Source organism: Acidovorax sp. HMWF018, from assembly GCF_003061035.1.
GTDB classification, from domain to species: Bacteria; Pseudomonadota; Gammaproteobacteria; order Burkholderiales; family Burkholderiaceae_C; genus Acidovorax; species Acidovorax delafieldii.
Genome location: NZ_QAIM01000040.1, coordinates 1 through 5,243, shown reverse-complemented (window position 1 = coordinate 5,243; position 5,243 = coordinate 1). Strand labels below are relative to the sequence as shown.

Below are 5,243 nucleotides of genomic sequence, written 5' to 3'. Positions count from 1 at the left end.
TCAGCAGCGTTGCCAGGCCCTGGCCACCATCGGCCAGCACCTTGCGCACCAGCAGGTCGATGGCCTGGATCTCGTTGGTGCCCTCGTAGATCATGGACACGCGCGCGTCGCGCACGATCTGCTCGATGCCCCATTCACGCACATAGCCGTGGCCGCCAAACACCTGCAGGCAGGCGCTGGCGCCGTGAAAGGCCTGGTCGGTGAGTGCAGCCTTGAGCACGGGCGTGACCAGCGCGCACCAGCGCTGCGCAGCGGCGCGTTCACCCGCGTCGGTGCTGTGCTTGGCCACATCGAGCTGCAGGGCCGTGTGGTAGGCCAGCACGCGGCCGCCGTCGATCCAGGCGCGCTGTGTGTGCAGGATGCGGCGGATGGCGGGGTGGTCTTGAATGAGGCTGGTGTCCTTGGCGCCGGGCGCGCGCATCTGGCGGCGCTCTGCGGCGTAGGCGCTGGCCTTTTGCCACGCGGCTTCCAGCAGGCCAATGCCTTGCAGGCCCACGTGCAGGCGGGCGGCGTTCATCATCACGAACATGGCGTTCAGGCCCTTGTTCGGCTCGCCCACCAGCCAGCCAGTGGCGTCGTCAAAGCGCATCACGCAGGTGGGGCTGCCGTGCAGGCCCATCTTTTCTTCGATGCGTTCGCAGACCACGGCGTTGCGTGTTCCATCCTGAAGCACCTTGGGCACCAGGAACAGCGACAGGCCCTTGGGTCCCGCCGGTGCATCGGGCAGGCGTGCCAGCACCAGGTGCACGATGTTGTCCGTCAGGTCGTGTTCGCCGCCGGAGATGAAAATCTTGCTGCCGTTCACCCGGGCGCTGCCGTCGGGCTGGGGCACGCCGCGTGTGCGCACCATGCCCAGGTCGCTGCCTGCGTGGGCTTCGGTCAGGCACATGGTGGCCAGCCATTCGCCAGTGGCGACCTTCTCCAGGTACTGCGCCTTGAGTTCGTCGCTGGCGTGGTGCTTGATGCATTCGTACGCGCCGTGCAGCAGGCCGGGCGCCATGGTCCAGCCGTGGTTGGCACCGGCCAGCCATTCAAACAGCACACACTCCAGCACCGCAGGCAGGCCCTGGCCGCCATCGTCGGGCGCGCAAGACAGCGACGGCCAGCCCGCCTGCCAGAAGGCCTGGTACGCATCGCGAAAACCTGCGGGTGTGTGCACGCGTCCACCGTCAAAGCGGCAGCCTTCTTCGTCGCCGCTGCGCTGCAGCGGGGCGATGGCGCTGTCCACAAACTTGGCCGCCTCGTCGAGCACCTGGGCCGCCAGGTCGCCGTCGGTATCCGCAAACGGCGCCAGGCCCTGCCAGCGCGTGGGCGCCTTCAGCACGGTGGTCAGCAGGTGCTGGATGTCGGCAAGGGTCTGGCGGGCTTGCATGGTTTGCTCTCTTATTAGTAGCTGTTTGCGCTTGATGGTTGGGCGCTAGCGGCTGTTTCTTCTATTTTTTGCCATGCGGCGGCCCGGACTGGGGTCAGTCCGGACCTGCGGCGCAGGAGGGATCAGGACTCTGCGGTGAAGCCGATCTTCTTGATCAGCGGGCCCCAGCTGTCGTACTCGGCCTTTTGCCAGCGGGCCTGTTCTTCAGGGGTGGAGCCATGGGGCATCAGGCCCACGATGGCCAGGCTGTCGATGACCGACTTTTCCTTCAGCGCGGCGTTGATGGCGGCGTTGGCAGCGGCAATCACCGGCTTGGGCGTGGCGGCCGGGGCGTAGAAGCCAAACCATTCTTCAGTGGTCAGCTCAGGGAAGCCCTGTTCGGCAAACGTGGGCACATCCGGCACGTAGATGGAGCGCTTGGGGCCCGAGGTGGCCAGGATGCGCAGCTTGCCGGCCTTGTAGTTGGCGATGAAGTCACCGTGCGGCGTGACCATGGCAGCCACCTGGCCGCCCACCACGTCCGTCACACCAGGGATAGAGCCACGGTAGGGCACGTGGCGCAGGTCCACACCGCTGTTGATGCCCAGCAGCGCACCCAGGAAGTGGGGCGTGGAGCCCGCGCCGGGCGAGCCGTAGCTGGCGTCCTTGGGGTTGGCCTTGGCCCAGGCCAGGAAGTCCTTCACGTTCTTCACGCTGGCGGGCACCATGGGGCCCACAGCCAAGCCGTGGTGCATGATGGCTGCGATCGACACGGGCGCGAAGTCCTTGTCGGTGTAGTTCATCTTGCTGTAGATGTGCGGGTAGTTGGCCAGGGCCGATACCTGCGCCACGGCCAGCACCGAGCCGTCTGCGGGCGCAGCTTTGAGCGTCTCCAGCGCAATGCGGCCGCCCGCGCCGGGCTTGTTTTCCACCACGCCAGGGTTCTTGCTGAACGCGCTGCCAGCCCACTTCTCGGCCACACGGCGCGCCACGGTGTCGCCCGAGCTGCCGGCGGGGAAGCCGAAGTACACCTTCACCTGGTCCACCTGGGCATGGGCGGCAAAGGGGTGGAAGGCGCCCAGCGCGGCGCTGGCGCCAAGGGCCTGAACGAATTGACGGCGGGTGGTGGTCATGCTGATGTCTCCTGGTGTGTGTCTGACGGAAATCTCGGGGGTCAAGCTGGAGCGCTTTCGCGCCCTCTTGTTATTTACTGATGTGTGGCGCTGATCGTTTACCGGGGCGCCATGCGCAGGGCGCCATCCAGGCGAATGACTTCGCCGTTCAGGTGGCCGTTGGTCACGATATGGCAAGCCAGCTCGGCAAACTCTTCGGGTTTGCCCAGGCGTGGCGGGAAGGGGATGCTGGCCGCCAGCGACTGTTGCACGGCCTCGGGCAGCTCTTTCATCAGCGGCGTGGCAAACAGGCCGGGCGCGACGGTGCACACGCGGATGGCGTGCTGCGCCAGGTCGCGCGCCATGGGCAGTGTCATGCCGGCCAGACCCGCCTTGGAGGCGCTGTAGGCCTGCTGGCCCACCTGGCCATCAAAGGCGGCGACGGATGCGGTGAACATCATCACGCCGCGCTCGCCGTTGTCCAGCACGGGCAGCTTGCTGCAGGCGGCGGCAAACAGGCGGCTCACGTTGTAGCTGCCGATGAGGTTGATGTTGATGACGCGCACAAAGTCTTCGAGCGGGGCGGCGCTGCCGTCGCGTTGCACCACGCGCTTGGCGCTGCCAATGCCGGCCACGTTCATGAGGATGCGGGCGGGGCCGTGGGCGGCGGCAGCCTTCTCCAGCGCGGCGGTCACGCTGGCGGCGTCGGTGATGTCGCAGGGGCACGCGACGCCGCCAATGTCGGCGGCGACCTTTTCGGCCAACTCGGCATTGCGGTCGAGCACGGCCACCTTGGCGCCCAGGCGGGCCAGTTCGCGTGCGGTGGCCTCGCCGAGGCCCGATGCGCCGCCGGTCACGAGGGCGGCTTGTCCTTGAATCTGCATGGTGGGTCTGTCCTGTTCGGGGTGGGGTTCAGGCGCCGGGCTTGAGGATGCCCGGTGCCGTGTTGTCGTGCAAGGCCGTGACGAGCGCATCGCGGTGCTTGAGCACGGCACGCTGGTTGACGGAGCCCTTGTCGGTGATCTCGCCCTTGTCGATGGAGGGCGGCTCGGCCATCAGCAGCGCGCGGGCCACGCGGCTGGCGCTGCCGGTGGCTTCGCGGGCCAGCCCGTCCAGCACCGCCTCGATGCGCTGGCGCACGGCGGGGTGAGCCACCACGTCGGCCCAGGGGGCGTCCGGGCCCAGGCCGGCGACTTCGCGGCAGGCGGGGGAAGGGAACAGCAGGGCGCCCACTTCCTTCATGTTCAGGCCGGTGAGCACCACGTCCTGGATGTAGGGTGCGCCCGCCACGATGATCTTGGCGCGCATGGGGCCCACGCTCACGAAGGTGCCGGTGGAGAGCTTGAAGTCCTCGGCAATGCGGCCGTCAAAAGCCAGGCCCCGGTGGATGTTGTTCTCGTCGATCCACTTCACGGCGTCGCCGGTGCACAGGTAGCCTTCGTCGTCAAACGCGTCGCGCGTGGCGGCGTCGGAGCGCCAGTAGCCGGGCGTGACGTTGGGGCCGCGGTAGCGCACCTCGGTCTTGCCGTCCACCTCCACCAGCTTGAGCACCATGCCGGGCACGGGCGCGCCGATGTGGCCGGAGCGCACGTCGGGGCTATTGCAGAACATGGCCGAGGGGGCGGATTCCGTCATCCCCAGGCCCGTGCACATCACGATGCGCTCGCCAATGGCGGCCTCTTGTGTGGCGTGCAGGCTGTCCCACACGGGCTGGGCCAGGCCGGCGCCCGAGTAGAAGAACAGGCGCACGCGCGACAGCAGGTTGGCGCGCAGCTGGGCGTCGGTCTTCATGGCCTCGGCAATCATTTCAAAGCCGGTGGGCACGTTGAAGTACACCGTGGGTGCGATCTCGCGCAGGTTGCGCAGGGTCTCGCCAATCAGTGCGGCCGTCGGCTTGCCGTCGTCGATGTACAGCGTGCCGCCATGCATCATCGCGAGGCCGAAGTTGTGGTTGCTGCCGAAGGTGTGGTTCCACGGCAGCCAGTCCACCAGCACGGGCGGGGCCTCGGCCAGCACCGGCAGCGACAGCGAGATCTGCTGCAGGTTGGCGCACCACATGCGCTGGGTGTTGATGACCGGCTTGGGCATCTTGGTGGAGCCGCTGGTGAACAGGAACTTCACGATGGTGCCGGGGCCGGTGGCGTGCATGGCCGCGTCCACCGCCGGGGTGGCGGTGGTGTGGCGCAGGCTCTGGAAGGTGCCCGCCTTGCGGCCCTCCAGCGCGCCCTGGGCCAGGATCACTTCGACATCGGCCGCCACGGTGGCTGCGATGGCCTTGCCGTAGCGTGCGCCGTCGGCGGCAAACACCAGGCCGGGGGTGAGGGTGTCGATGACGTGGCGCAGCTTGTCGTAGTCCTGGCTCACGGTGGCGTAGGCGGGCGACACGGGGCAGTAGGGCACACCGGCGTAGATGCAGCCCAGCGCCAGCAGCGCGTGTTCGACGGTGTTCTCGCTCAGCACCACCACCGGGCGCTCTGCGTTCAGGCCCCGGTCCAGCAGGGCCTGGCCGATGCTGCGCGCGGCGTCGAGCGCCTGGGCGTAGCTCACATGCTGCCAGTCACCCGTTTTGCCTCCGGGCAGCTGTTCGCGGCGTGCCAGAAAGCTGTGGTCGGGCGTGGTCTCCGCCCAGTGCACCAGGTAGTCCGTCACGCGGCGCGCAAAGGCGCCCAGGGGCAGGTCCGCCTGCAGGTAACGCACGCCCGGTGCACCGTCACGCAGGCTGACGCGGGTCACGCCGAAGGTCACGGGGCGGTAGCGGGCCGGGGCGAGGGGGGTGGAGA

The 5,243-nt window shown here is 68.1% G+C and carries 4 protein-coding genes; all 4 read right to left on the bottom strand.

What is annotated here, in order from left to right:
- Positions 1 to 1,372, bottom strand: a 1,372-nt coding sequence (locus tag DBR23_RS01155) for an acyl-CoA dehydrogenase family protein (RefSeq protein ID WP_108497029.1), incomplete at its 3' end; no start/stop codon positions are given.
- A gap of 122 nt (positions 1,373 to 1,494) precedes the next feature.
- Positions 1,495 to 2,484: a Bug family tripartite tricarboxylate transporter substrate binding protein gene (locus tag DBR23_RS01150; RefSeq protein WP_056057208.1), complete on the bottom strand. Its 990-nt coding sequence runs from the start codon at positions 2,482 to 2,484 to the stop codon at positions 1,495 to 1,497.
- A gap of 98 nt (positions 2,485 to 2,582) precedes the next feature.
- On the bottom strand, positions 2,583 to 3,347 hold the full coding sequence (locus tag DBR23_RS01145) for an SDR family NAD(P)-dependent oxidoreductase (protein ID WP_099731539.1): 765 nt from the start codon (positions 3,345 to 3,347) through the stop codon (positions 2,583 to 2,585).
- Between the two features lie 28 nt (positions 3,348 to 3,375).
- Positions 3,376 to 5,243 (bottom strand): feruloyl-CoA synthase (locus DBR23_RS01140; RefSeq protein ID WP_233250216.1); only part of this gene is annotated, 1,868 nt, incomplete at its 5' end.